The 26,383-nt window shown below is 33.4% G+C and carries 25 protein-coding genes; 6 read left to right on the top strand and 19 right to left on the bottom strand.

The genetic code is table 11. The annotated features are described in order from the left end of the window. Positions 1-89 precede the first annotated feature (89 nt). The 3 genes from ITJ86_RS11430 to ITJ86_RS11420 form a co-directional block, all read right to left on the bottom strand. Positions 90-3,284: an efflux RND transporter permease subunit gene (locus ITJ86_RS11430; RefSeq protein ID WP_195871772.1), complete on the bottom strand. Its 3,195-nt coding sequence runs from the start codon at positions 3,282-3,284 to the stop codon at positions 90-92. A 162-nt stretch (positions 3,285-3,446) separates the two neighbouring features. After that, positions 3,447-4,526 carry an efflux RND transporter periplasmic adaptor subunit gene (locus ITJ86_RS11425; RefSeq protein WP_195871771.1) on the bottom strand — a complete coding sequence of 360 codons (1,080 nt, stop codon included), beginning with the start codon at positions 4,524-4,526 and terminating at the stop codon, positions 3,447-3,449. A gap of 80 nt (positions 4,527-4,606) precedes the next feature. Then, entirely contained in the window at positions 4,607-5,917 is a 1,311-nt protein-coding gene (locus tag ITJ86_RS11420) for a TolC family protein (RefSeq protein WP_195871770.1), read from the bottom strand. Positions 5,918-6,390: 473 nt separating this feature from the next. On the opposite strand from ITJ86_RS11420, the gene ITJ86_RS11415 reads away from it, so the two are divergent. Further along, positions 6,391-7,788: a nicotinate phosphoribosyltransferase gene (locus ITJ86_RS11415; RefSeq protein ID WP_195871769.1), complete on the top strand. Its 1,398-nt coding sequence runs from the start codon at positions 6,391-6,393 to the stop codon at positions 7,786-7,788. Positions 7,789-7,826: 38 nt separating this feature from the next. After that, positions 7,827-8,432: a bifunctional nicotinamidase/pyrazinamidase gene (gene pncA / locus ITJ86_RS11410; protein WP_195871768.1), complete on the top strand. Its 606-nt coding sequence runs from the start codon at positions 7,827-7,829 to the stop codon at positions 8,430-8,432. Positions 8,433-8,552: 120 nt separating this feature from the next. On the opposite strand, the gene ITJ86_RS11405 is transcribed toward pncA, so the two are convergent. The 16 genes from ITJ86_RS11405 to ITJ86_RS11330 form a co-directional block, all read right to left on the bottom strand. Then, positions 8,553-8,690 (bottom strand): hypothetical protein, encoded by a 138-nt coding sequence (locus tag ITJ86_RS11405; protein WP_195871847.1) that lies wholly within the window; start codon positions 8,688-8,690, stop codon positions 8,553-8,555. 47 nt (positions 8,691-8,737) lie between these two features. After that, on the bottom strand, positions 8,738-10,195 hold the full coding sequence (locus tag ITJ86_RS11400) for an NAD(P)/FAD-dependent oxidoreductase (protein ID WP_195871767.1): 1,458 nt from the start codon (positions 10,193-10,195) through the stop codon (positions 8,738-8,740). 154 nt (positions 10,196-10,349) lie between these two features. Then, entirely contained in the window at positions 10,350-11,471 is a 1,122-nt protein-coding gene (locus ITJ86_RS11395) for an ABC transporter permease (RefSeq protein ID WP_195871766.1), read from the bottom strand. A 95-nt stretch (positions 11,472-11,566) separates the two neighbouring features. Further along, positions 11,567-12,673 carry an ABC transporter permease gene (locus tag ITJ86_RS11390; RefSeq protein WP_195871765.1) on the bottom strand — a complete coding sequence of 369 codons (1,107 nt, stop codon included), beginning with the start codon at positions 12,671-12,673 and terminating at the stop codon, positions 11,567-11,569. A gap of 145 nt (positions 12,674-12,818) precedes the next feature. Continuing rightward, on the bottom strand, positions 12,819-13,205 hold the full coding sequence (locus ITJ86_RS11385; protein ID WP_195871764.1) for a GxxExxY protein: 387 nt from the start codon (positions 13,203-13,205) through the stop codon (positions 12,819-12,821). 105 nt (positions 13,206-13,310) lie between these two features. Continuing rightward, on the bottom strand, positions 13,311-14,039 hold the full coding sequence (locus tag ITJ86_RS11380) for an ABC transporter ATP-binding protein (protein ID WP_195871763.1): 729 nt from the start codon (positions 14,037-14,039) through the stop codon (positions 13,311-13,313). Positions 14,040-14,162: 123 nt separating this feature from the next. Further along, on the bottom strand, positions 14,163-15,065 hold the full coding sequence (locus tag ITJ86_RS11375; RefSeq protein ID WP_195871762.1) for an ABC transporter ATP-binding protein: 903 nt from the start codon (positions 15,063-15,065) through the stop codon (positions 14,163-14,165). Then, positions 15,065-15,352, bottom strand: a complete 288-nt coding sequence (locus ITJ86_RS11370; RefSeq protein WP_195871761.1) for a cupin domain-containing protein — start codon at positions 15,350-15,352, stop codon at positions 15,065-15,067. The genes ITJ86_RS11375 and ITJ86_RS11370 overlap by 1 nt, the downstream gene beginning before the upstream one ends. A 12-nt stretch (positions 15,353-15,364) precedes the next feature. After that, a complete protein-coding gene (locus ITJ86_RS11365) occupies positions 15,365-15,826 on the bottom strand; it encodes an OsmC family protein (RefSeq protein WP_195871760.1) in 462 nt (153 codons plus the stop codon). A 13-nt stretch (positions 15,827-15,839) separates the two neighbouring features. Then, a complete protein-coding gene (locus ITJ86_RS11360) occupies positions 15,840-16,745 on the bottom strand; it encodes an HlyD family secretion protein (RefSeq protein WP_195871759.1) in 906 nt (301 codons plus the stop codon). Between the two features lie 77 nt (positions 16,746-16,822). Then, on the bottom strand, positions 16,823-18,079 hold the full coding sequence (locus tag ITJ86_RS11355) for a TolC family protein (protein WP_195871758.1): 1,257 nt from the start codon (positions 18,077-18,079) through the stop codon (positions 16,823-16,825). Position 18,080: 1 nt separating this feature from the next. Next, positions 18,081-18,695, bottom strand: a complete 615-nt coding sequence (locus ITJ86_RS11350; protein ID WP_195871757.1) for a TetR/AcrR family transcriptional regulator — start codon at positions 18,693-18,695, stop codon at positions 18,081-18,083. A 203-nt stretch (positions 18,696-18,898) separates the two neighbouring features. Next, entirely contained in the window at positions 18,899-20,218 is a 1,320-nt protein-coding gene (locus tag ITJ86_RS11345) for a vanadium-dependent haloperoxidase (RefSeq protein WP_230080284.1), read from the bottom strand. Positions 20,219-20,402: 184 nt separating this feature from the next. After that, positions 20,403-20,699 (bottom strand): hypothetical protein, encoded by a 297-nt coding sequence (locus ITJ86_RS11340; RefSeq protein WP_195871756.1) that lies wholly within the window; start codon positions 20,697-20,699, stop codon positions 20,403-20,405. A 15-nt stretch (positions 20,700-20,714) separates the two neighbouring features. Beyond that, positions 20,715-21,788, bottom strand: coding sequence for a cytochrome d ubiquinol oxidase subunit II (gene cydB / locus ITJ86_RS11335; protein WP_195871755.1), 1,074 nt, complete (start codon positions 21,786-21,788; stop codon positions 20,715-20,717). A 2-nt stretch (positions 21,789-21,790) separates the two neighbouring features. Continuing rightward, entirely contained in the window at positions 21,791-23,122 is a 1,332-nt protein-coding gene (locus tag ITJ86_RS11330; RefSeq protein ID WP_195871754.1) for a cytochrome ubiquinol oxidase subunit I, read from the bottom strand. A gap of 247 nt (positions 23,123-23,369) precedes the next feature. Here ITJ86_RS11330 and ITJ86_RS11325 point away from each other — a divergent pair, with 247 nt between their 5' ends. The 4 genes from ITJ86_RS11325 (at position 23,370) to ITJ86_RS11310 (ending at position 26,379) form a co-directional block, all read left to right on the top strand. Next, positions 23,370-23,732: a hypothetical protein gene (locus ITJ86_RS11325; protein ID WP_230080283.1), complete on the top strand. Its 363-nt coding sequence runs from the start codon at positions 23,370-23,372 to the stop codon at positions 23,730-23,732. A gap of 100 nt (positions 23,733-23,832) precedes the next feature. Continuing rightward, positions 23,833-24,237 (top strand): DoxX family protein, encoded by a 405-nt coding sequence (locus ITJ86_RS11320; RefSeq protein ID WP_195871753.1) that lies wholly within the window; start codon positions 23,833-23,835, stop codon positions 24,235-24,237. A gap of 2 nt (positions 24,238-24,239) precedes the next feature. Further along, complete coding sequence (locus tag ITJ86_RS11315) at positions 24,240-24,662, top strand: sulfur reduction protein DsrE (RefSeq protein WP_195871752.1); 423 nt, start codon at positions 24,240-24,242, stop codon at positions 24,660-24,662. Positions 24,663-24,717: 55 nt separating this feature from the next. Continuing rightward, positions 24,718-26,379 (top strand): bifunctional metallophosphatase/5'-nucleotidase, encoded by a 1,662-nt coding sequence (locus ITJ86_RS11310; protein WP_195871751.1) that lies wholly within the window; start codon positions 24,718-24,720, stop codon positions 26,377-26,379. The last annotated feature ends 4 nt before the right edge of the window (positions 26,380-26,383 follow it).

The following is a 26,383-nucleotide window of genomic DNA, read 5'->3' as shown; positions in this document are numbered from 1 at the left end:
TTTTGTTTTTTTGTCCGTTCGAGCGCAGTCGAGAACCATTTAAAATTCCTTATTAATTGAAAGGTCTCGACTGCGCTCGACCAGACATATTACTTATAATTCTTCTTCTCTATCATGTAATACACCAATGGCACAACTAATAGAGTTAATACTGTTGACACAATCGTTCCGCCCATTAAAGAGATGGCTAAACCTTGGAAAATAGGGTCAAATAATATCACAAATGCTCCAATAACAACCGTTCCTGCGGTTAATAAAATAGGTGTTGTTCTTACGGCTCCTGCTTCAATAGCTGCTTGTTTTAGTGGCACTCCTTCTGCTGTTCTTAGGTTGATAAAGTCGATAAGCAATACCGAATTTCGTACCATAATTCCAGCTAAAGCAATCATACCAATAAATGATGTTGCTGTAAAGAATGCTCCCATTAGCCAGTGTCCTAGAATAATTCCGATTAAGGATAATGGAATCGCAACCATCATAACGATTGGCGCTTTAAAGTTCTGGAACCAACCTACAATTAAGATATAAATTAAGATAATAGCTCCTAAGAAAGCAATTCCTAAATCTCTAAAGACTTCTAATGTAATTTGCCATTCACCATCCCATTTTACGGTGTAATCATCTTCAAATTCTGGTTGACCTAAATACATTTCGTTAATCTCGTAGCCTACTGGCAATGGAATCTCTTTTAATTTATCTTCCATGCCTAAAATCGCATATGCAGGACTTTCCAGTTCACCAGCCATATCGGCCAAAACATGAACGACGCGTTTTTGATTTTTACGATAGATACTCTTTGCTGCGGTAGTTTCACTAATAGCTACCAAATCTGCAATTGGCACCATATTGCCTTGTTTCGATTTTACTTTTAATTGTGAAATATCTGTAATTGTCGATTTTTCCTTTTCATCTAAAGCTAATACTAAACCAATCTGGTTAACAGCATCTTCATCATACAAATGTGTAACAGCTCTGTTAGACAATGCCATATTCATGGTGTAAGCAATTTGCTGTGGTGCAACACCATATAACATGGCTTTTTCTTTATTGATGTCAAACTGATATTCAATTTGATCATCTTCAACCATCCAATCGACATCTACCACATCGTCTGTATCTCTAAGTATATTTTGAATATGATTTGCAATCTTCATCTGCTCATCGTAATCAGGTCCATAAACTTCGGCAACAATAGTCGATAATACAGGTGGTCCTGGTGGCACTTCTACCAACTTCACATTGGCATTATACTTTGAAGCAATCTTCTGAATATCTGGTCGTAGTAATTTAGCGATATCATGACTTTGTAATGAACGATCATCTTTAGCTAATAAATTCACTTGAATATCTGCCATATTAGATCCACCACGTAAATCGTAATGACGAACTAAACCATTAAAGGTTATTGGTGCAGAAGTTCCAACATAGTTTTGATAATTAACCACTTCTGGTCGTGTAGATAAATACTGTGAAATCTCTTGCGCTACAACTCCAGTCCGTTCTAGCGTTGTGCCTTCAGGCATATCAATGACAACTTGAAATTCATTCTTGTTATCAAATGGCAACATTTTTACAGCTACCGAATTGGTAAAAAACAAAGCAAACGTGCCAAGTAATACGGCAAAAGTTCCTAGTAAAAACAACCAACGTTTACCACTATTTTCTAAAAGAGGTCTTTCAAACTTATTATAGATCTTATAGATACGCGTATCTTCTATTGCTTTTTCTGGTTTTTCTTCAGCACCCTTTTTATCTTTTTCTCTCAAGAAAATATAACCTAAATAAGGTGTAATCGTTAAGGCTACAAATAAGGATAAAATCATAGCAATAGACGCTCCAATTGGCATTGGTGCCATATAAGGCCCCATTAATCCAGACACAAAAGCCATTGGTAATACCGAAGCAATTACTGTGAACGTGGCCAAAATAGTTGGGTTTCCAACTTCATTAATCGCATATAAAGCCGCTTGTTTAAAAGGCAAACGTTTCATTTTGAAATGTCGATGCATATTTTCAGCTATAATAATCGAGTCATCGACCACAATTCCTGTTACAAATACTAAAGCGAATAATGTAATTCGGTTTAGTGTGTAATCCATCATATAATAACTCAACAAGGTTAAGGCAAACGTAATTGGAACCGATAAAAACACGACCAATCCACCTCGCCAGCCCATCGCTAACATCACAACTATGGTAACCGCAACAATAGACCCAATAAGGTGTAACAATAATTCTGATACTTTATGTGATGCTGTTTCTCCGTAGTTTCTTGTGATTTCCACTTGTACATCATCTGGAATTAAAGTCGCACGTAAATGGTCAACCTTATCTATAATAACTTCAGCAATTTTCATCGCATCAGCTCCTTTTCTTTTAGCAACCGAAATAGTCACAGCAGGATACTCTGACTTATAATCTGCAGACTTTTCACTTCCTGCTCCAAAACCTAAACTCACGTAATTCTGTGGTACTTCTGGACCATCAATAATCTTAGCCACTTGCTTCAAATAAATCGGCTGATTTTGCTGCACACCAACCACTAAATTTTCAACATCTGTTACAGATTCTAAAAACGCCCCAGTATTCACAAGGAATTCTGTATCGCTTTTATCGAAACTTCCAGCACTTAATTGGCTGTTGTTTGCCTTTATCATTTCAGAAACGGACAAGAAATCTAATCCACTTGCCGCTAATTTATCTTTATCTAAAACCACACGTAACTGACGGTCCCTTCCTCCAATTTTATGTGTTGTAGAGACATCATTAACCTTTTTAATTTCGGCTTCCAACTCTAGCGCCATTTGGCTTAATTGGTAATCGTCGTAATTCTCGCTCCACAACGTTAAACCAAGCATTGGCACATCGTCAATAGCTCTCGTTTTCACTAAAGGAAACGTAACACCAGCTGGCATTTGGTCCATGTGCTTATTGATTTCGTTGTATAATTTTACAAACGAACGCTCAATATCTTCGCCCACATAAAACTGAACGATCACCATACCTTGCTCTTTCATAGACGTCGAATACACGTATTCCACACCTTTAATATTCGAAATTAATTGCTCTAATGGCTTAATCACGCGCGACTCCACTTCCGTTGGACTTGCTCCTGGATAACCAACAAAAATATCTGCCATTGGCACGTCAATTTGTGGCTCTTCCTCACGCGGAATTAAAAACGAACTATATACACCAACCACCATAAATACAATCATTAACAACACCGTTAACTTAGATTGCATAAAGACTTTGGCAATTTTTCCTGCGATACCTTCTTTCATTGATTTATTTTTTTCATTCCCACGAAAGTGGGAATCTCCATTTTATATTATTTTGAGCGTTACTTTTTAATACCTATAAGGTTTTTAGATGCTGAAATAAATTCAACTCTTCGCCTTGCAGGATACTGAAAAATGTGACTGAGACTATTTAGTGAATACTGCCTACTGCACACTTATTTTCGCTCCATTGTATAATTTCCCTTCGGCTGAAACGATATACGCTTCATCCGCATTTAAACCTGACAATACTTCTACTTGGTCTCCAAAAGTTCTTCCTAAACGCAACCAACGTAATAGTGCTGTATTACTTTCGCTTGGTGTATAAACTCCAGACAATTGACCGTTTGTTACCAAGGCTTCCGTTGGCACTAAAACCATAGCTGATTTTGCTTTTCTTTCTACTGGAAATTGAACTGTTGTAAACATACCAGACAAGATATTTGCATCTGTTTTATCTAAATCAATTTTTACTAAATATTGTCCACCTGTGTTTTTAGCAGAAGTACTTAATTCAGACACTTTTCCTTTTATGGTTTGATTAATTGATTTTACTAAAACATCAACATTTGTCCCATTTTTTATTTCAGAAATTTCAGTTTCTGGAACCATAGCCATCACTTCAAAAGTACCTGGCGTTTCTATACTTATTAATGGCACTCCTGGATTTGCCATATTTCCTGCTTCTACATTTTTACTTGTAATCGTTCCACTGAAAGGTGCTGTAATATTACTGTACGTAAATTGTGCATTGACTTCATTTTTCATTTGGTTAGCCGATTCTAATCGTGCTTTTGCCATTTCAAAATTTGCCGTCATATCATCCATTTCTTTTTGGGATGCACTATTCTCTGCAAACAAGTTTTTAAAACGATTGTAATCTTTTTGCGCATTGTTAAAAGCGGCAGTTGCTTCTGTGATGCCAGCATTTACTTGTGCTCGTTTAGCCTGTAAATCGGCATTATTAATGGATACTAATAATTGTCCTTTTCGTACTCTATCTCCAACATTAACGTGTACTTTGTTAACGTAACCCATCATTCGTGTGCTTAAATCGGCACTGTTTGCGGCTTGAATTTTTCCACTAACCGCTAAAAATGGACTGTTGCTATTCGTTTCAACGTCACTTGTTTTTACAACGATGGCTGGCGAATTGTCTTCAACAGCTTTTTTGTCTTCACTCCCGCAGCTTGTTACAAAAAATGCTGTTACTGTAAGTGTTAGTAAGTAAATATATTTTTTCATTTTATGATTTGTTTATTAATTAGGTCTCGACTGCGCTCGACCGGACAACATTCTGTCTCCTCGAGCGCAGTCGAGAGGTTTTATTCCTTTGTTAAAAATTGTACGTAAGCTTGTGCGTAATTATATTCAAAAATGGTTTGGTAATATTCTAATTGCTTTTTTGCAAATTGGGTTTCTGCGATTAGTAAATCGGATGTTTTTTCTAAACCTTCTTTAAATCTGTTCGTTCTAATTCTTAGAGATTCTTCCGATTGCTCCAAGGCTAAACTGTTTAATTTCAATTTGTTTTCAGCATCAATAAAAGCACGTTTGGCTTTATTTAATTCTAAATTACTTTGAGATACATATTGTTTGTACTCTAACTTTGATTTTTCGTATTCAGATTTACTCTTTTGTGCTTTCCCAAAACGCTTAGAGCCCTGAAAAATATCCCAACTTAATTGCGCTCCAAAGACATACCCACTAGCATCGGCTTGAAAAATTTGATTGTCATACAACTCGTAACTTCCAAAAGCATTTAATCGTGGTAAAAATGCCATTTTATCTGCCTTATTCATGGCTTCATAAGCCTCTGTTGATAATTGCATCGCTTTAATATCTGAACGATTTTCAGAAATTGTTCGGTCTTCCATTTCAACAGCTGCTAATTTTAATTCATCGGCTGGTATGTATATCACATAGGTGTCATCATTCATTAAAAACGATAAGTAATTAGACGCATTTTCCACATTACTTTTTGCCGATTGTAATTGGTTTTGAACTTCCGTAACACGTACTTCAACATTCAACACGTCTGCACGTTGCAGGTAGCCTTGTTTTAAGCTATTATCTGCTAATTCTTTATTCGCATTTGCCGCTTCTAGTGCTGTTTCTAAAACAGCAACAGCTTTATAGGCCAATTGTAATTGCATGTAAGCTTTTTCGACTTCAAACGCTAAATAATCTTGTGTACGCTCTGTCTTTAAAGACATGGCTTCCATTTTAGATTTAGCCGCTTTTCGTTGATACATACCATCCACATTTATTAATGGTTGTTGAATTTCGAATTTTGTAGCATAATTTTCAATCTGAGATGGGTCATTTAATAAGGCTGGACTAAAATCGTTTTGTGTTAGAATTCCCTGATTCAATTTAGAACCAAAGGCCATTAACGGATTGGTAGTTGCCATTGCCGTATGACTCGCCGTAATATTTGGTAAAAACACCGCATTGGTTTGTTTAAAATCTGCTTTAGCCTGTTTAAAGTCTTCCTCAGAAATTTTAATACTCGTATTATGCTCTGAAACTCGAGTTAGCACTTCACTTTTTGTGATAGCGACCTGCTCCTGACCTTGAACTTCAAGATTGTAAAACAAAGCTAAAAACAAGATTAATAACGTTACTCTTTTCATAGATTTAGTATTTCTGATACAAAAATAAAGCGAACAAAAATTGTACTTGGTAACCAATGTTACCTAACAAAAAAAAAGCACTCATTTAAAGAATGAATGCTTTTTAATAACCAACCAAAAACTGATAACCACATCAGTCTATATTATAATCCCTTAATCTCTATGAAACATCAAAATTTTCAACACTACGCCAACGTTAACTTCATTATTGGCTTTGTCGCTTCCTGATGATGATACTTCAACTATACAAAGATAGGACGATCTATTTTACGACTTGGTAACTAATGTTACTTAACAAAAACAGATCTAATTTGTTTTAAATTTTATCAGCTATAAAAGCTGAAGTTTCCTATAATGTCCTTTAATGAATGGCAAAATATTCTTAAATTTATTCTCGTTATTTTTTTAAACATTCTAAACAAAATTAGTGTCGATTAATCCAGTAATTTTGTCAACATATAATTCAAACTTTAATGAATATTACAGCTGCTTATACAGACCTTTATCAACTCACTATGGCACAAGTGTATTTTGAAACTAAACCTAAAGGACGTGCCGTTTTTGATTATTATTTTAGACATAATCCTTATAAAGGTGGGTATTCTATTTTTGCAGGCTTGGAAGATGTTTTAAAACACCTTGAAACCCTAAAGTTTTCATCTTCGGATATGACGTATTTAAAATCGAAAGGTTTTAAAAGTGATTTTTTAGACTACTTAGAGCATTTTAGCTTTAATGGCCAGATTTATTCATGTAAAGAAGGTGATGTAGTGTTTCCAAATCGGCCGATATTGCAAGTTGAAGCCAATATAATTGAAGCTCAAATTATTGAAACCTTTTTACTAAATATTCTTAATTTTCAAACTTTAATTGCAACTAAAGCCAGCCGAATACGCTACAGTGCTAAAGATGCTGTTTTACTAGATATGGGCTTACGTCGTGCACATGCCACAGGTGGTTACTACGCTTCTAGAGCTGCTGCCATTGGTGGTTTTGACAGTACTAGTAACGTAAAAGCGGCTGAGGATTACGATATTCCTTCTACAGGAACAATGGCCCACTCTTTTATACAAAGTTATGAAGACGAATTGCAAGCCTTTAGAGACTTTGCCAAAATACGACCAGAGAATTGCGTGCTTTTAATTGATACCTACAACACTTTAAAAATTGGATTGCCACATGCCATTACGGTAGCCAAAGAAATGGAAGAACGCGGTGATAAATTGTTAGGCATCCGATTAGACAGTGGTGATTTAGCGTACTTATCTAAAAAAACAAGACAACTATTAGACGATGCTAACTTAGATTATGTGAAAATTGTAGTGTCTAATCAACTCGATGAATACGTCATTAAAAGTTTGAAAGAACAAGGCGCACCTATTGACATTTATGGTGTAGGCACCAATTTAGTCACTGGAAAACCAGATGCGGCCTTAGATGGTGTCTACAAATTATCCGAATTTAATAATACTCCCAGAATTAAACTTTCTGAAAATATTATTAAAACCTCATTGCCTTTTAAAAAACAAGTTTACCGGATGATAGATGATAACGGCATGTTTTATGGTGCTGATGCCGTTGCCATGTATTCTGAAGGACAAGTTTCAAAAATGGAACATCCATTTGACATTACAAAACGTCTAGACTTAAATGCATTTAAACACCAACCTTTACTTGAACAAGTGATGAAAGATGGTAAAAGAACCGTTCCCACAAGAACCGTTGCAGAAATCTCTGAATATTCTCAATCGCGATTAGAACAGTTACCTAACGAATATAAACGTTTTCAAAATCCACATATCTATAAAATAGGACTCAGCTCTAAGCTGAAAGTAGAACGTGATGCTTTAATTACGAAAAACAGATTTTAAGTCCCAATATTTAAACATTCATTTAAAACATACCATTAATGAAAACACTCTTAGTTATTGATGTACAAAACGATTTTATGCCGAGTGGTTCACTTCCTGTACCCAAAGGGGATAGCATTGTACCAGTAATTAACAAAATTCAAGATAAGTTTGATTTAGTTCTCGCCACACAAGATTGGCACCCTATCGATCATGTGAGTTTTGCCACTAATCATAAAGGAAAATCTAATTTTGATGTCATCGAATTATATGGAAAAGCACAAACCTTATGGCCAAATCATTGTGTTCAAGGTACAGAAGGCGCTGCATTTCATCCGGATTTACATACCAATAATTTTGAAGCTATTTTTAGAAAAGGAACCGATAAAACCATTGATAGTTACAGTGCATTTTATGACAATGGCCATTTAAAGTCTACAGGATTGACGGGATACTTAAAGGAAAAGGGAATTTCCCAAGTTTATTTTTGTGGTTTAGCGGCAGACATCTGTGTTTATTTTTCTATAATCGATGCTTTTAATGAAGGTTTTGACTGTATTTTTATTGAAGATGCATCTAAAGCTCTAGATAATGAGCATTTAAAACAACTTAAAATCGAAATGATTGCTAAGGGTATAAAAGTTTTAACCTCGGAATTATTATGACAACCACGCTATAATAATATACGACTAAAAAAAGCATTCATTTAAATATGAATGCTTTTTTATTAATCAACCTCAAAAAAACTGATAACCAAATCAGTTACCATTTAATTTTTTATAATTTTATTTCACTTTCTCTCTTGTGCCTCCATGTCCTCCAGCAACAATGACCATAATTTTCACACTTAAAATTATAAACTTGAAAAACTGTAAAAATGGATTCATCATTCTAAAACGCATTCTTGGTGATATTCTTTTCATGATATATTTTTTAACACTTAATTTATTAATTACTAAATACAAGGACTTTATTCTGGAATCAACCACCAAAATGGTCTCATTTTAGCTTTATAAATAAAAGCATAATGTAACATTAACTTAAGCCAATGACCAGCCAAACCAATAGCTCCAAATGTTTTACCTAGATGTCTTCCGTGAGAATCTGGATATTTCTTAAAATCTGGCACAATAGGATATGTTGTAATACTGACTCCACTGCCTTTCCAAAAACCAAAACCAGCAGAAGCAATACAAGCAGCTCCCATATTTCCTAAAGAGCCTTTATGATCTGTAGAAGTTTTTCCATTTTTAATGGTTTCAATAATATTTTCTGCGACTAATTTTGCAGTGATACCAGATGGCATTCCTGTTCTTGGTGGCGCTGGTGAAATATCTGTTCCGTTTTTACTTTTACGAGGTTTAGAAATAGCATGTGGTGGAGCAAATGCAATACCTGGTGCAAATATGTTTTTGTAACTAGGATTCTGATAGGTTTCTGGCCAGTCTTGAACGGTCCACTCTTCATATGGTTTTGATGTATAATCAGCATCCACAATCATGAAACCTTTAAAGAGTTTTTCAGTAATATCATTTTCGTTTTTATCATAAGCTTTAAAACCGTGTCCTGAAAATGCTGGAATTAACATCGCAAAATCATAAGATTCAGTTTTATAATCCCCATCAAGAGTTTCGTAATGCGCTATACCATCTTCTATTTTATTAACGCCAGCTCCAATAATCCATTTAATGCCTCGATCTTCAAAAATCATTTCGACCAATTCACTAGATTTCATAATCATATCGTTGTAACTCATCAACACACCATCCATTCCAAAATCACCCAACTCATGCTCATTAGCAATCCAAGTGATTTCAGCCATATCTCTTACATTATGTTTTTGAAGTTCTTCTTCAACATTTAAAATATATTCAAAAGCCGCACCTTGACAAGTCGATTTTGCATGACCAGTACCAATTAAAATTTTCGCCTTTTTACCTTTCTTCATGTCCTCAATCAAAGCACTCAATCCTTCCCAAGCATGATCTGCATGCGTATACGTACAAACAGAATAGGTTTTATTCTCTCCTGGAATTAAACCTTCTGTAGCTTCAAAATTTAGCTTTGGACCTGTGGCGTTAATCAAATAATCGTAGGTTACTTTTTCCTGTTTTCCTTTGTTATCGCCTACAACATATTCTGATAAGACATAAGGTTTTTGTTCAGTACTATCGCCTTCAGGGTGAAACGATACAGCTTTGGCTTGCTTAAAACCAATTCCTTTCTTTTTGTACAAAGGTGCTAACGGGAATAATATTTTTTCGGATTTCATTCTACCAATTCCGACCCAAATATTAGATGGAATCCATTGGTAATTACTGTTAGGTGACACAACGACAACCTCGTGTTCTTTAGATAATTTTCGACGTAGGTGTGCAGCTGCAACATGGCCAGAAATACCTGCTCCTAAAATGACAATTTTAGACATTACTTATGTTTTATTATAGTAAATTTAGTTAAAGAAAATAGGCTATAAAATGATATACATCAGTACGAATAAAAAAGTACTATAAAGCCTAGATTACACAACAAAGGTTGTCATTTAGATTAAACTATACCGTAACTATTGTTACACAAACCTTTTAATTGATTTTCTTATAACTCCAAACCGCCAAACCATTCATTATAAAAGCATAAAGTGCCGTTTTTAAAAGCTGTGGAAGTATATCATTAAACCCAGAACCTTTTAGCATTACCATCCGCATCACTTCTACAAAATACTTTACTGGATTGAATTCTGTAACGATTTGAGCCCATTTAGGCATGCTTTCAATTGGCGTAAATAAGCCACTCATTAAGATGAAAATCACGACAAAAAACCATGAAATAAACATAGCTTGTTGTTGTGTATCTGTAAAGTTGGATATGAATAAACCAATACCCAAAACCACCAAAATATAAATAGAGGTATAAAAATACATGAGTGCCAAACTACCAACCATTGGAACGTTGAATATGAGTCTCGCTAAAATTAGCCCAACCGTTAACAAGCCCATTCCTATAACCCAAAATGGAAAAAGTTTTCCTATAATAAACTGACTTTTTTTAATTGGCGTAACATTAATTTGCTCTAAAGTTCCTATTTCTTTTTCGCGCACAATATTCATTCCTGAAAGGAATAAGGTAATCATGGTCACTAATAAAACCAAAATTCCAGGCACCATAAAAGTTTTATAATTTAAGGTTTGGTTATACCAAAATAGTGGAATGGATTCAATGGTAACAGGTTGAATTTGAGCATCGGAAACCTGTAATAAATCAACTTTTAAATTTTTATTAAAACGCTGAATAATTTGTGTGATATATACATTTTCTACTCCTGCTGCTGCTCCATCGATGGCATTAACGGTAACTCCTAAACTGTTGTGTTTTTCCTTTTGTAATTCGCGTTCAAAATAGTGTGGAATTTCTAAAACTACATCTATTTTTCCGTTAAGCATTTCTGAACTGGCTAATCTTTCTGATGGAAAATCTGTTAAAACATTAAAATATGTAGACGCCTTAAATTTTTCAATTAAGGCTCTAGATGTTGATGTGTGGTCGTTATCGATATAGCCAAATTTGATATTTTTCACTTCAAAAGTCGCTGCGTTTGATAAAATAACAAGTTGTAATATTGGCATAACAAAAATAATCGGCAGCATCCCTTTATTTCTAAAGATTTGCTTGAACTCTTTTTGTATAATGTATAGTATTGTTTTCATGCTACTTCCTGCGAAAGCAGAAATCTCTTTTAAATTAATACAATTCTGATTTATACCTACAAGGTTTTTGAAACCTTGCAGGATGACTACCCTGTTTACTCTAATCTAATTTTATATTTCTTCACACTTACTGCTATAAAGAACACGGTCATTCCCACTAAAATCAAGGTTTCTTTCCAAATGTATTGTAATCCAACGCCTTTTAGCATAATCCCTTTAATGATGATGATAAACCACTTGGCTGGAATAATATTACTAATCACTTGCAATGGTAAAGGCATACTTGAAATAGGAAAAATAAAACCTGATAATAAAATTACAGGAAGCATTAATCCCATTAACGAAATCATCATTGCGGTTTGTTGTGTAGCTGAAACCGTTGAAATTAAAATACCTAATGCCAAGGCTGTTATGATGAACAAAACACTTTCAAATCCTAATAGAAATAGACTACCTTGAACTGGCATTTTAAAAATAAAAATACTCAGCATTACAATGACAATAGCGTTAATAATAGACAGAAAAATATAAGGAAAGACCTTACCTACAATAACTTGAATAGGCTTTAAAGGCGATACCAAGAGAATTTCCATAGTGCCTAATTCTTTTTCTCTTGTAATAGAAATTGAAGTCATCATTGCTGAAACTAACATTAAAATTACGGTCATTACACCGGGAACAAACATATACACGCTTTTGAGTTCTGGGTTGTAAACCATACGTGTTTGTGGCACTATTTGATAGCCTATTGTGATGTCTTTATTTAATTCTTTTTGATATTGTTGAAGTATGGCATTTACATAATTACTTATGGTATTCGCTGTATTTGGATCTGTGGCATCTGTAACAATCTGAATAGTTGCATTTTTATCCTTAATTAAATTTTTACTAAAATCTTTGTCGAAGTTTAAAACGGCTTTTACGTGCCCTTTCTTAAAAATAGTTTCAATATCTGATTCTTTTTCAATATACTGACTTATACTAAAATATTTCGAAGCTGAAATTTTATTGATAATTTCTAGTGTTGTAGCGTCTTTTGAATGGTCTAAAATAGCAATATCTACATTATTGATTTCGTTAGTAATGGCAAAACCGAAGAGCATTATTTGGGCAATTGGCATACCAAAAAGGATAAACAACGAGCGTCTATCTCTAAATATGTGGTAGAATTCTTTTTTTATGAAACCTATGAATCTTTTCATCCTTTATTCCTGAGAAATCAGAAATCTTTATAATTGTTAGCACTTAATATCTCCCGCAGATTTCGCAGATTAACGCAGATTTCTTTTTATTATGATTACGAGTAGTTTTCTGCGTAAATCAGCGAAATCTGTGGATACTTTTTTACTATAATCCGTTTACTTTTCTAAAAATTCCTTTTGTAATATCAACTACATTGAAATTGACTAAAATGCCTAATTTTAATTCTGACATCTTTAAATAAGTTAAAACTTGTTTATGATGCACTTTTGCTAAAGTTTCAACTGATTTAATCTCTATTATGACTTTATTATTTATTAATAAATCTAACCTAAAGCCTGATTCTAATTCAATACTATCATAAAATATTGGTAACGTAACTTGCCTTCTAACATTTAATCCTTCTTTTTCTAATTCATAGCTTAAAACAGTTTCGTAAACTGATTCTAATATACCTGGACCTAATTCATTGTAGACTTTAAAAATTGCTCCTCTGATTAGATAGGATATTTCGTTTTCTGTTTTTTCTGCCATAATTATTTGTTTTACTTTTCTATAATTCTCCCGCAGATTTCGCAGATACTCGCAGATTTTTTAGTTACTCTTCTGCGTAAATCTTTGAAATCTTCGGGAACCTATTTACCCACGAGCCAATTTTAAAAATACATCGTTCATATTATCGACTTTAAACTGGGCTTTTAATTTTTTTGGTGTGTCTAATGCCTCTATTTTTCCGTTGACCATAATGGAAACTCTATCACAATATTCGGCTTCATCCATATAATGTGTGGTTACAAAAACGGTTGTGCCTTGATGGGCTGCTTTATAAATCATTTCCCAAAATTGACGTCTGGTTATGGGATCTACGCCTCCTGTTGGTTCATCTAAAAACACTATTTTGGGGTCGTGAAGCAAGGCAACTGAAAAGGACAACTTTTGTTTCCAACCTAATGGCAATGCTCCCACTAACGTGTTTGCAACTTCCTCTAAACCTAATTCTTCTATTAAAACCGTAGATTTTTCTTTGATCCGTTTTCTAGATAATCCGTAAATACCTCCAAAGAATGTAATATTTTCTTTAACGGTTAAATCGTCATACAAGGCAAATTTCTGACTCATATAACCAATGTTTTTTTTGATGTCTTCAGGATGAGTAAACACATCAAAACCCGCGACATTTGCTTTTCCTGAAGTTGGATTAGAAATACCAATGAGCATTTTCATGGCTGTGGTTTTTCCTGCTCCGTTAGCACCTAAAAATCCAAAAATTTCGCCCTTATCCACTTCAAATGTTATGGCATTTACAGCTGTAAAATCTCCGAACATTTTGGTTAAACCTTCTACTTGTATGACTTTGTTGTTTTTCATCTTTAGTTTCTACGAAAGTGGGACTCTTATTGTTTAATTTTATACCTACAAGGTTTTTAAAACCTTACAGGAAAGACAATTAGAGACCTGATAGGTTTGAAAAACCTGCTAGGCCTGGGTTCTTTATTTTGCTAATTCCATAAAGGTGTCTTCAATGGTAGCTTTTGTTTTTTCAATTTCTATATGCGATAAATTTTTGGATTCTAAATACGCTTTTAATTCCTCAGGATTAAAATCTGTTCTACTATCTGTATAGTGAACAAATTCGCCAAAGGGATAAACACTATGGTTATATTCGTAAGTATTTAAACTGGTAATGAGTTGATACATATTATTTGCTCGCACATTATAAATCTGTTTCGGATAATGTTTTACAATCGCTTCAGGAGTATCAATTTCTAAGATTTTTCCATCTTGAATTAATGCAATTCTATCGCACAAAGCAGCTTCATCCATATAAGGTGTAGATACCAAAATAGTGATATCTTTTTGCTGTAAACGTTTTAGCATTTCCCAAAACTCTTTTCTAGAAACGGGGTCAACTCCTGTGGTTGGCTCATCTAAAAACAAGACTTTAGGTTTGTGAATTAAAGCACAACATAATGCGAGTTTTTGTTTCATACCACCCGATAATTTACCTGCTCTTCGAGCTTTAAAAGGTTCAATTTGAACGTAAATATCTTTTATTAAATCGTAATTTTCTTCAATGGTAGTTCCGAATATCGTAGCAAAAAAATCTAAGTTTTCTTCAACGGTTAAATCTTGATATAAAGAAAATTTTCCTGGCATATAACCAACACTATTTCGAATCTTTTTATAATCGTTAACGATATCAAATCCTGCAACTGTTGCTACTCCTTCATCTGCAAATAATAAGGTTGTCAACACGCGAAACAAGGTTGTTTTTCCTGCTCCATCTGGACCAATGAGTCCGAATAGTTCATTTGGTTTTACTTCAAATGATATATTTTGTAAAGCGTTTACTTTTTTGTAAGATTTCGATATGTTGGAAACGGAAATACCCATTATTTAATTAGTAAAAAATTACTTTCTTCTTTCGCTATAATTTTGTGTTTTACATTTATTTCAATCATCACATAAACTCCTGTAGACAGATTGATTTCCTTACCGTTTTCATCTGAAAAAACAGCATTTCCAGAGACACAAACCAATAATGCAGGTATTTTTGAAATATGCTCCTTAAGTGTTTCCCCTCTAGCAATTTGCATTGAAATCACTTTTGATTCTGATGGTTCAAACAAAAATTGCGTTTGAACGGATTCATTTTTAGTATGAAGATTTTTTAAAATCATGAGATATATTATTTAATTATTTTGAACACTAATTTTTACTTCCATCGTTATTTTAGATGTAATAGAATTTGAAATTAAACAGGCTTTTTCCGCCTTTTCAACAATGCGTTCGGTTCTTTCTCTTTTAGACTCATCTGCAATTACAACTTCAGGAAATAATACTATTTCACTCATGACGAACTTACCATCCACTTTTTCTAAAATTCCTTTAGAGCCACATTTAAAACTGACGAATTCTAATTTTGAATATTCAGCTATCGCTAAAAACGTTGTCATTAAACAACTACTTACTGCAGCTGTAAACAAATGTTCTGGTGACCAAATGTGTTTCATCCCTCCGGGAAATTCTGGTGGTGTTGCTACTTCCACACAGTTTGATTCTTGTGTTTCATCATTTGTTAATTCGGGTGAACACATGGTTCCCTTTCGATCTTCTATCCAATTGATGTTAACGTTATAGGTGTGTTTATCCATGATATTATATATTTTATTGTTTTTCTTCTGAATTGTTTAACCATAGTTCTGCTGGCATGCCAATCTTTAAGCTTCCATCATTGATAACATCAACTTTTACCGCATAAACTAAAGCCACACGTTCTTCTTTTGTTTGAATAATTTTTGGTGTAAATTCAGCTTCCGATGCTATCCAACTAACTTTACCTTTATAAGGTTTCATCGTATTTAGGTCATCAATTTTTACTGTTACTTCTTGCCCGATTTTAATCGTTGCTAATTGTGTTTCGCTGATATAAACTCGTAATTGCATGGTATTTAAATCGGCAATTTTATAAAGTGGTTTTCCAAAGGCTGTAATTTCGTTTGGTTCTGCGTATTTGGTTAAAACGGTACCGCTTTTTGGGTTTATAATTTTACTTTTTTCAATTTGATCGTCAATTTGTTTAAGCTGTACATCTATTGATTTTAATTCGTTTACAACTGGTGCATTTTGAATTTCGACACTTCTTATCTGACTTTTTATTACTTCTATTTCGCCTGAAACATCATCTAATTGTTTTTGTGTTCCTGCATTGTCTTTTATCAGGTTTTCAACTCTTTTCTTATTAGTATTTGCTGTTTTTAACCTAGAATTTAGCACGCTTATTTGAGACAATACACCTTTTGACTTTGAACTAATTACAGCTTTAGAGACTTGTAATTGCTCGCGTTTAAGAGACAATGGAATGGTATCGATATAGCCAATCATTTGATCTTGCAGTAGCACATCTCCTTCTTGCACATTAAACTGCATAAGTTTCCCGTTGTTTTCTGCTGAAATGGTAATTTCTGTAGCTTCGAAGTTTCCATAGCCATCTGCTTTTCCATTGTCATTATTACAGGAAAATAGACTGGCTGCTATTAAAGCTAATCCTAATATGTTTTTGTAATTTTTCATGTTTAACCTTTATTATTTTGTTCCGCAGATTTGCTTCTCCAATTCGCTATCGCTCGAGTCGCTGATTTTCGTTGATTTTATTGTCCTTTAATGCTATTGTAATTTGCTTTTGCTAGTTGTAATTGGATTCTGTGTTTTACTAAAGTGTTTTCATCTTCGTATAAATTAGTCAGCTCTGTAATGTATGCTGATGTTGTTATCACTCCATTTTTAAGTTGTGAATCTGCGGATTTTAAGACTTCTTTTCTAAGATTTATTATTTCTAAATCGGAATGAATATAACTTTCAATTTTAATGATTTCCTTTTGTTGCTGATTCAGTTCTATATTGGTGTTTAGTTTAAATATTTCGGTTTCATTAGCAACAATCTCTTTGTTGACTGATAAAGCTTCTCTTTGTTTTTTATTGGAATTCCAGTCAAAAACATTCCAATGCAATCTAACACCTACGGTATAAAAAGTTTGAAACGAATTATCGAGCATATTTAACCCTGGATTTCCGTAACCACCTGTTGCAAATCCTAAAAGTTTAGGTGAATTTTGTTTTGCTATTAAGTTTTCAGAATTTTCTATTTCTTCTTTTTTGAATTGGAATAATTCTAATTCTGGTCGTGATAAGTCAGAATTTAGTTGTGTTTCTACAAGTGGATTTTCAAATGTTGTTTCAATAGTTAAAGGTTGATTTATTAAACTTGAAAGCGTTTCAATTAGTGCTATTTTATTACTTTTTAATTCTTCTGATTGTTGACTTATTTTCAATAATTCAGCTTCCAAGACTTTATCAGAAGCAGGTAAAACCACACCATATTTTATGCCTGATTGCACTTCTTTTAATTTAGCTTCTAACTGCTCTTTTTTTACAGCTAGTAATACTTCAGATTCTTGAGCTAATAAAATCGAAAAATACAATTGGTTAATGCGTTGCTTTAATTGGTATAAGTTGACTTCAACTTGCTTCTGTTTTGTTTTTAATTCTGCAGATTTTAGATGTAATGATGCCTCTGTTAATCCACCATTATATATCAATTGATTTACGGAAATCGTAGCACGATATTGGTCTTTGTTTAAAGGTTCTACTTCCACCCCAGGAATTGAAAAAGGAAATTCAATCACATCAGACTGATATGTTGCTTGAGCATCTAGACTAAATTGTGGTAATTTAGATGTTGAAATAGACGCTTTCTCTAATTTATTTTGAGATTCAATGATTTGCGACTGCTTTGCTAATGGATAATTTTCAGAAACCAATAGGTAACATTCGTTTAAAGTGATGCTTTGTTGAGCTATACTTGGTAATGTTACTAAACATACAAACAAGAGTGTAATACGTTTCATTTTATGAGTTCTTTATGGAATTGATAATAAAATTAGACACTTCCGTTTTACGTTCTTCAATTAATTGCTTGTAGCTAGTATCATCTGTATTTGTAAATGCCATGAGTAATGGTTTGGCTACAAAAGGAAAAATATTTAAAGCCATAATATTCATAAACAATTGCTCTGCACTAATCGGTTTTATAGTTCCATTTTCAACTTCATCTTTTACTTGTTTACTAAATTTTTCAAGATTAGGAAAACTTGGGTTACTTTTCAGTTTTAAAATAAACTCTGGATTTCTGTTGAGTTCTTGAATTATAAAATTTGGTAAATACGGATGCTTAACAATGAACGAGATATAGTTAAAGGTGAAGTTTTTTACTTTCTCCTCAATGGATGAGTCATCATTTAAAACCGCATTTAGTTGCGGTGCTAATAATGAAAATGCATTTTTAAAAACTGCCTCAAACAATAGTTGTTTATTTCTGTAATAATAATGAAGCATTGCCTTGTTAATTCCTGCTTTATCTGCAATTTCTTGCATACGAGCACCATTCATTCCTTTAGATTGAAACACATTTTTTGCAGCTTCTAATATTTGTTCTTCGGTATTTTCGTCTTTCTTGTTTTTCATATTAACTATATGGTTTAACCAAATGGTTAACAAATATACAAAAAAAATCAAACAACTATTAGTTTGATAATTTTTTAGTTACTTTTTAAAAAGTTTTTATAGCTCTAATCGCCTAAATTCAATTAACGAAGAAATTAAAACAACTTGACTTTTGTTTCAAATTCACCAAATCGTATTCATTCATAGTATATTATAAACAAAATTTAATTCAAGAAACGTTTAATAACATGTTGCCCGACTTCTTCTCCGACGTCGAGACCAACTTCATTATCGGTTCTAAAATGAACACCACCTTCAAAACGCGATTCTGAACATTCTAATGCCAAATCTTGAAAAAACTGTTTGTCCTTTGGAAATAAATAAGACATAGCAGTTGCCAATGCGCCAGCAACAGTTGTATGACCAGCTGGATAACCTGGAAAATTAGGCGTTTTTAAAATCGGTTGAAACTCAGGATCATATTGAAATGGACGAATGCCCCAATAATGATATTTACCATCCCAAGCAGCGATAGTTGCATCGAAACGCGCCGTATGAAAAACAGCACTTGTATAAGCTGCTTGAAAAGCATCGAGATTATACTCTAGAATTTTTCGTTCTAATAACATATCCCAAATAGGTTCACTCTTCCATTTCCACGCAATGTCGCTGCTGTTATTATTTCTATAAAACTCCCGAAGTTCTTCCATATCAGCCGTCCAATCGGTTGGTGGAGGTCCTGGTCGAAACTGATCTGCTGATTGTAAAGTAAATGGTCTCCATTGGCGTTTCATTACTCCACTTTTACTTGGCGAGCCACTCCATAAGGTTTTGTCATAGGGAACAGTACCTGCCCACAACTTATCGGTACGATCTGTTTTGGCATAGTCGATATATTTTTGCGCCATCGTGTTGCCAATAAATAATCCTAATTCAATATCATTTTCAGATTGCAGTCCAGATTGCAAACGTGCTCTTTTAAATTGCTCTAACTTATCATCTAAAACTGTTTTTTGGTCTGAAAAATAATACGCGATAATTTGATGAGCCACTGCTGCTGTTGCACTATATTCACAGATATATGCGGAATAATCGGTAGATTTCCCTAGATTTTTAATGAGGCTATGTTCTTGAAATGGTGCTCCACGTTGTTTCACTTTTTTATGCTTCCATACTTCAGCAAGGGCATCGTAAATAGCTAAATGTAATATGGCCATACGACCACCATTTTTTTTAACACTACTGTTATTGCCAGCTTCAACCATAATCTGATGCCAACGGTACGAAGGATACGATGCATTCCAGTACTTTATTTCAAGCTTAGTGCTATCATTTATTTGCTTTTGAGCTTCAAGAATAGCTGTGATATCTAACTCAGAATTAGATGTCATTTTAGACAAATCATCACTTTCTAAAGTGAACATAAACGGTTGATAAGATTGGTTTTCAATCTGGGCAGAAAGAAACATAGAAAAAGCCAACCATAACGTACAACTGAGTAGTAAAACGTGTTGAAATTTCTTTTTAAAAGCGATATATGACATTCTTAGAATTTTATGAAATTGACACGAAAATAAAAAATATCTTTCACTTTGAAGACTAATAGAGACGTCAGTTAAATTTGAATTATTTTTAAATAGAAAACACTACTTACCCTCAAAAATTAATTTACTGATACGCTTATAAACTGTACTCGTTATTATCTCAAATTTGAGCAAAAACACAATGTTATTTATTAAGCTTCTTGTAAATCATTTTAGCGAATACTAGCCCTAAGATTCCGCCAAGAGCAGATACGAGCATATTTATTGATAGTCGGAAACCATCAAAATCGCCATTGTTCATAATGTGCCAAGGATCAAAACCTAATCGTCCAAATAATTTGATAAATAAGATACTTCCGAAAACACCAATCAGCGTATTTCCTTTAAATCCAAACGTATAATTTTTTTTGAAATAGCCAAATAGGTTTGATGAAACAATTCCTATTAGAATACTGATTAATGAAATTAAAGTGCCTGTCATTGTAATAGCGTATTACTAATGTCCGTAATCCATATCGTCAATTTTTCCTCCCAATAATCTTTTTTGTACAATCGCATAAATAACAAGTAAAATAAAACCTATAATACCCCAAATTAAAGCTACAGATAAACCGTATTCTGATGCAGAGGTATTGTAAATCGTTAAATGCTCATGAACATCATTAATTGAAGGTAAAATTACTGGGAATATAGAAGCCAATGATGAGGAAATTCCTCCCATAATTATTAAGGTTGATAACATAAACGCATGAGCGTCTTTTTTAATTTTTTTTCTAAAAAACAAACCAATTAAACCCGCTAAATAAATTATTGGAAATACTAATAAGTAAGGCTTATGAATAAAATTATCTAAAGCATTTGGATTCACCCATTGCCATACTATTAAAGAAATTATTGTGAGCGCTGCAAGCACTATATTCAACTTAAAAATAACACCTTTAAGTTTATTATTTATAGATGAATTTGTTTTTAATATTATCCAATTGGCGCCATGAATTGCTAAAGTTACCACTGCTATCAATCCTATGATAATAGTAAACCAATCTATCACTCCTGGATGGTCCGATAATGGACTAAAACTACTATTCCATAATGGCAGGAAAAAATAATGACCTTCGTGTGCAGAAACACCATTCTCCACACTTCCTAAATTGACACCTCTGACAATATTACCTAAGGCGATTCCAAAAAACAAGGCTAATAACAAACTAGAAACTCCAAAGGATTTATCCCAAATATCTTTCCACATTTGAAATTTGAATTGTCCTCTAAATTCCAATCCAATAGCTCTAAAAACAATTAACCATAACACAATAATTAAGGGTAAATAAAAGCCACTAAAAACAGAAGCATAGAATGTGGGAAACGCCATAAATAGCATACCACCTGCTGCAACCAACCAAACTTCATTAGAATCCCAGAATAAACCTGCTGATTTTGTGATAACTTCTTTGTCTTTTTCTTTTTTTGCAAAAAACAAATGAATGATTCCTGCTCCGAAATCATAACCATCTAAAATAAAAAATATGGTTAAAACTAGTCCGACTGCTGAATACCAAAATATTTCCATAATTAATGTGATTTAGGTGTTGGACCTTGATTAATAGTTTTACCAACTAAAATTAAAAATAATAATCCGAGTAACATATATAAGCCAACAAAACCTAATAATGTAAATAAGGTATTACCAGAAGAAACATTAGGCGAAACACCTTCGCTTGTTCTTAGTAATCCATAAACTAAATATGGTTGTCGTCCTAATTCTGCTGTGTACCAACCTGTAATGTTTGCGATATACGGAAACGGAACTAAGAACATAATGGTCCAAAGTAATGGTTTGATGTTGTACAGTTTATCTTTCCATAAAAAGAAAAGTGCTAATGCCATGACACCTATAAAAATGGTTCCTAAACCAACCATTATGTGATAAGAATAATACAATGCAGGAATATTATCTGGCAATTCATCTTCATCAAATTGATCCATTCCTGGAATTTGCTTGTGCCACTCTTGATAGGTTAAAAAGCTTAATATATTTGGAACCGCAATCTTATTGTCTAACTTTTTCTCAACCATATTGGGTTGTCCAATCAATACAATTTCTGCTCCTGCTTCTTCGGTTTCAAAAATCCCTTCCATAGCTGCAAAGGTTCCTGGTTGATATTTCGCAACGTTTTTAGCATTCCAATCTCCAGTAGGAAAAGCAACTAAAACACTAGATATTAATCCGAAAACAACACCTGTTTTTAAAAATAATCTTCCATATTCTGAGTGTTTATCTCTTAAAATATAAAAAGCTCCTATACTTGCCATTACAAATGCAGAGGTTACAACAGATGCCATTTGGTTATGTAAAAAAGCAGGCAAAAGCCAAGGATTAGTAAAGAGATCTGAAAAATTATTTAATACAAATTTTCCATTTTCCAAAATTTCATAGCCTACAGGATGCTGCATCCAAGCATTGGTTGCTAAAATAAACCAACCACTTGCCCAAGAACCTAAAAACACTAAAAAGCCAGTTAAGAAGTGTAATTTTTGTCCCATTAATTTTTCACCAAAAATAAATAGCGCTAAAAATGAAGATTCTAAAAAGAACGAGAACATACCTTCCATGGCCAAGGTTTGGCCAATTATACCTCCTGTTAACTCAGAAAACTTTGCCCAATTGGTACCAAATTGAAACTCCATTGGAATACCTGTGACCACTCCCATGGTAAAATTAATAGCAAAAATCTTCATAAAGAATTTTGCCGCATTGTTGTATTTTTCAATTTGTGTTCTGAGGAATTTCCACTTAAAATAGACTATCATTAGTGATAATCCCATTGTTAACTGCGGAAATATGTAATGAAATGTGATAGTAAATGCAAACTGCAATCTATCGTAAAAAATCATGTCTTCCATTCTGTAAAGAATTTATGATACTAAATATGGCGCAAATTTAATATTATTAAATACGCTGTTTGTAACATTAGTAACCTAAGGCTATTTCACTCTTCTAATAATACTTCAAAGTCGTGTCTTTAGGCGTAATGAAATCATCATCTAAATTAATAATATTTATTATGGTTATCGGCTGAATTCCAATATAATTTTCTTGCGTAACAAAAGTTACAATTAAAGTTTACTATTTACACTATTTTTGTAATTCGTGAAAACTAAAACCTACATAGCAGCTCTATTAGCATTTCTATTTATAGCAAAGTTTATTGCTATAGATGCCAATGGATTAAACCTTCTATTTGGCGGAAATGATATAACGTTTGTAAAACCATTTTGTAAAAAGAAAAATGCTCCAAAACTGGCAAATAAAACTGTAGATATTTCTCAAGCTGATGTAATAACGTCCCAAGAAATTCTATTAAGTGGTTTTTGCACTACTCAGTTTCAATTTGAATTGTTTTCGTGGATATCAAATGTCTCGAAACCTATTACAGTTTTTAACGACTACCTTACTTCAAAATTAAATTATCGCTATTTAGAAAGCGTATCTCCTCCTCCACGATTGGTTTAGTTTCAATGACTCTAAAATTTGATGTTCGAATTTTCGCTATAGTTATATAAACTATCTTGAAGAAAGACTTCAGCAAAACAAACCTTTTTACATTTTAATAATGACGACAAACACTTTAATAAGTCGCCGTTCCATACAACTATTACGTATTTTAGTTAGTGGTATTTTTCTCGTTGCAGGAACCAACCATTTACTACATATTGAAAAAACAGCAAAACGCATTGAGCAAGCTAGCTTTAAAGGCATCGCCTATTTTTTTGGTGAGCCTCAATTGCTTATTGTTCTTTCAGGAATTGTAATGATTGTAGCAGGTTTTCTATTCTTAATAGGTTACAAAACCAAATGGGCTGCAATAGTATTAACGGCTGTTTTAATTCCAATAACATTAACCGTTCAAGTCGGACAAATAACAACGCTTGGACCATTATTTAAAAACATCGCAATTTTAGGTGGACTTCTATTTTTTATTCTGAATGACACCGACAACCTTTTAAAAACCAAATAATTATGAAAAAATATATTCTTAGTTCCATATTTTTAATGGTCGCTTTAGTAAGCACCATCAACCTACAAGCACAGAACACAGATACAACTAAAAACAATTATATAGTTGTCACTAAAAAAGTGCCTCAATTTCAACCCATAATCTTAACTGCAGAAGCTTTAAAAGTTGAAGAAGGAAACGACTTTGGTAATTTTGAAATTCTTATTTGTGGTCAACTTATTGGCGATTTAACAGACGCTGAAAAAATGGGTGATTTTATTGAAAAAGCAGAAAAGGCTAGCGTTACTATCGTTGCTTGCGGCTTTTCATTAAATAAATTTAAAGTAGATAGAGCAACGGTTCCTAAAGGGATTAAAATTGTTGAAAACGGTATTTTATACAATTTTCAACTTCAAAAACAAGGGTATAAAAGTCTAAGTTTATAATTAAAAAAGTATCAACAAGCCAAAGGCATTCTATTAAAATAATACACAAGAACAAATGAAAAATTACAATAAAAACATATTTAAAACAGTCTTCCTTTTAGGAATATTAGCCATAACGGTTTCCTGTAAATCGGAAAAAAAGAATCAAGTAGCAGATGATAACCCAACTAAAGGTGACACCTTAAGCATTACCATTTTACAAACAGCCGATATTCATGGACAATTAGATACACATCCTGAATTATTTTGGGAAAACGATAAAATTGAGTTTAAAAATCGTGGCGGACTTGCAAATATCAAAACACTTTTTGACAGAGAACGCGAAGCAAACCCTAATAAAACCATTATTGTAGATGGTGGTGATTTAATTCAAGGAAGTGGTTATGCTGCTTTATCTGAAGGTAAAGTAATGCAAGACGTTATTAAAAATATGGGCTACGATGTTATCATTCCTGGCAATTGGGAAGTGGTTTACGGTAAAGATATGATGCTAGAAATTATGAAAGGTTATGAAACCGACGTCATCGTTCAAAACATGTTTGATGATAAAAGTGAAGATCCATTATTTCCTGCGTATTCTGTAAAGGAAATTGATGGTGTTCGTTTAGGTTTTGTTGGTATTAACGATCCAGACGTTCCTGTAAGACAAAATCCTATTTTTAGTGAAGATATTGGTTTTAGTGGACTTGATGACGAACTTAAAAAAATGGTGGACGACATTAAAGTCAACGAAAACATAGATGTGCTTTTCTTAGTAACACATATTGGTATTTTTAAACAAGTTGAATTGGCAAGTAATCCTATTGCTGAACATGCAAATTTTGTTTTAGGAAACGATACTCACGAGCGTGTTCGTGAGATGATTCAAGGGAAATACGCTAAGGTTACAGAACCAGGTGCATTTGGTTCTTTTGTTGGGAAGTTAACCCTTCATTTTGTCGATGGAAAATTGGTTGGTGATGATTATGATTTGATTGACGTGGACCCAAAAACCTATCCTGCAGATGAAAAAATTCAAACCCTTGTCAATCAAGCAAAAGCACCATATAAAGATAATTTAGAAACGATTGTTGGCTATACAAACACACCTATCTACAGATATCTAACGGTTGAAAATCCGATGGATAATATGATTACAGATGCTGCACGTTGGAAAACAGGTGCTGACATATCAATCTCTAATGGTTTTAGATTTGGAAACCCGATTGTACCAAAAGACGGTAAACCTGCACCAATTACTCGTGCGAATTTATGGAATTTATTGCCGGTAAACGAACCTGTAAAAACAGGAAAAGCTACTGGAAAACAAATTAAGGATTGGTTAGAAAAAGAAATGCATAATGCCTTTTCTCAAAACCCAACCGAACGTTTTGGTGGTTGGTTAGTCCGTTTTTCTGGTATGGAAGTCGATTTTAATAGTCAGAATGACAGAGGCGAACGTATTTCTTCAATTACTGTAAAAGGGGAACCAATGCAAGACGATGAATACTACACTATTTCAGCATGTGTACGTCCTGGTGATCCAATTGATAATTTGTGTAGAATGGCGAATGTTAAAGATGTGGAAGTAAAAGATTACACGATTCATGAAGCTGTTGAAGAGTATCTCAAGAAAAACTCACCAGTTTCGCCAAAATTAGAAGGTAGAGCCTATTGCGAATATCTTGGTGAATATTCTTTTTCTACAGTGCCACAAACGGATTATGAGTTTCATTAAAAAT

It is taken from the genome of Winogradskyella marina, assembly GCF_015645385.1.
In the GTDB taxonomy this organism is placed as follows: domain Bacteria; phylum Bacteroidota; class Bacteroidia; order Flavobacteriales; family Flavobacteriaceae; genus Winogradskyella; species Winogradskyella marina.
This window is presented reverse-complemented; position numbering and strand designations above follow the sequence as displayed.

Excerpts from the sequence above, each read along its gene's own strand:
- ITJ86_RS11430 (WP_195871772.1), bottom strand. The coding sequence starts at position 3,284 with ATGAAAGAAGGTATCGCAGGAAAAATTGCCAAAGTCTTTATGCAATCT.
- ITJ86_RS11425 (WP_195871771.1), bottom strand. The coding sequence starts at position 4,526 with ATGAAAAAATATATTTACTTACTAACACTTACAGTAACAGCATTTTTT.
- ITJ86_RS11420 (WP_195871770.1), bottom strand. The coding sequence starts at position 5,917 with ATGAAAAGAGTAACGTTATTAATCTTGTTTTTAGCTTTGTTTTACAAT.
- ITJ86_RS11415 (WP_195871769.1), top strand. The coding sequence starts at position 6,391 with ATGAATATTACAGCTGCTTATACAGACCTTTATCAACTCACTATGGCA.
- pncA (WP_195871768.1), top strand. The coding sequence starts at position 7,827 with ATGAAAACACTCTTAGTTATTGATGTACAAAACGATTTTATGCCGAGT.
- ITJ86_RS11405 (WP_195871847.1), bottom strand. The coding sequence starts at position 8,690 with ATGAAAAGAATATCACCAAGAATGCGTTTTAGAATGATGAATCCATTT.
- ITJ86_RS11400 (WP_195871767.1), bottom strand. The coding sequence starts at position 10,195 with ATGTCTAAAATTGTCATTTTAGGAGCAGGTATTTCTGGCCATGTTGCA.
- ITJ86_RS11395 (WP_195871766.1), bottom strand. The coding sequence starts at position 11,471 with ATGAAAACAATACTATACATTATACAAAAAGAGTTCAAGCAAATCTTT.
- ITJ86_RS11390 (WP_195871765.1), bottom strand. The coding sequence starts at position 12,673 with ATGAAAAGATTCATAGGTTTCATAAAAAAAGAATTCTACCACATATTT.
- ITJ86_RS11385 (WP_195871764.1), bottom strand. The coding sequence starts at position 13,205 with ATGGCAGAAAAAACAGAAAACGAAATATCCTATCTAATCAGAGGAGCA.
- ITJ86_RS11380 (WP_195871763.1), bottom strand. The coding sequence starts at position 14,039 with ATGAAAAACAACAAAGTCATACAAGTAGAAGGTTTAACCAAAATGTTC.
- ITJ86_RS11375 (WP_195871762.1), bottom strand. The coding sequence starts at position 15,065 with ATGGGTATTTCCGTTTCCAACATATCGAAATCTTACAAAAAAGTAAAC.
- ITJ86_RS11370 (WP_195871761.1), bottom strand. The coding sequence starts at position 15,352 with ATGATTTTAAAAAATCTTCATACTAAAAATGAATCCGTTCAAACGCAA.
- ITJ86_RS11365 (WP_195871760.1), bottom strand. The coding sequence starts at position 15,826 with ATGGATAAACACACCTATAACGTTAACATCAATTGGATAGAAGATCGA.
- ITJ86_RS11360 (WP_195871759.1), bottom strand. The coding sequence starts at position 16,745 with ATGAAAAATTACAAAAACATATTAGGATTAGCTTTAATAGCAGCCAGT.
- ITJ86_RS11355 (WP_195871758.1), bottom strand. The coding sequence starts at position 18,079 with ATGAAACGTATTACACTCTTGTTTGTATGTTTAGTAACATTACCAAGT.
- ITJ86_RS11350 (WP_195871757.1), bottom strand. The coding sequence starts at position 18,695 with ATGAAAAACAAGAAAGACGAAAATACCGAAGAACAAATATTAGAAGCT.
- ITJ86_RS11345 (WP_230080284.1), bottom strand. The coding sequence starts at position 20,218 with ATGTCATATATCGCTTTTAAAAAGAAATTTCAACACGTTTTACTACTC.
- ITJ86_RS11340 (WP_195871756.1), bottom strand. The coding sequence starts at position 20,699 with ATGACAGGCACTTTAATTTCATTAATCAGTATTCTAATAGGAATTGTT.
- cydB (WP_195871755.1), bottom strand. The coding sequence starts at position 21,788 with ATGGAAATATTTTGGTATTCAGCAGTCGGACTAGTTTTAACCATATTT.
- ITJ86_RS11330 (WP_195871754.1), bottom strand. The coding sequence starts at position 23,122 with ATGGAAGACATGATTTTTTACGATAGATTGCAGTTTGCATTTACTATC.
- ITJ86_RS11320 (WP_195871753.1), top strand. The coding sequence starts at position 23,833 with ATGACGACAAACACTTTAATAAGTCGCCGTTCCATACAACTATTACGT.
- ITJ86_RS11315 (WP_195871752.1), top strand. The coding sequence starts at position 24,240 with ATGAAAAAATATATTCTTAGTTCCATATTTTTAATGGTCGCTTTAGTA.
- ITJ86_RS11310 (WP_195871751.1), top strand. The coding sequence starts at position 24,718 with ATGAAAAATTACAATAAAAACATATTTAAAACAGTCTTCCTTTTAGGA.